Here is a 218-nt window from a genome sequence, read left to right as displayed (position 1 = left end):
TAACCGATACCAGAGCCGGGGTCCCCGTTCCTACGACGACCGTCCCCGCGAGTTCCACAAAACAACCTGTTCCGACTGCGGCGTCGAGTGCGAAGTTCCCTTCAAGCCGACCGAGGGTCGCCCCGTCTACTGCCGGGACTGCCTCCCCAAGCACAGAAAGCCGAGGTTCTAATACCTCCCCTGAATACATCAGTCTATACGAGAGTGAATTAAATGGA

The 218-nt window shown here is 57.3% G+C and carries 1 protein-coding gene; it reads left to right on the top strand.

What is annotated here, in order from left to right; translation table 11 throughout:
• On the top strand, window positions 1-172 hold a 172-nt coding region (locus ABH15_RS14100; protein ID WP_128695130.1), incomplete at its 5' end, for a CxxC-x17-CxxC domain-containing protein.
• Window positions 173-218: the final 46 nt, after the last annotated feature.

Source organism: Methanoculleus taiwanensis, from assembly GCF_004102725.1.
Taxonomy (GTDB): Archaea; Halobacteriota; Methanomicrobia; order Methanomicrobiales; family Methanoculleaceae; genus Methanoculleus_A; species Methanoculleus_A taiwanensis.
This window is presented reverse-complemented; position numbering and strand designations above follow the sequence as displayed.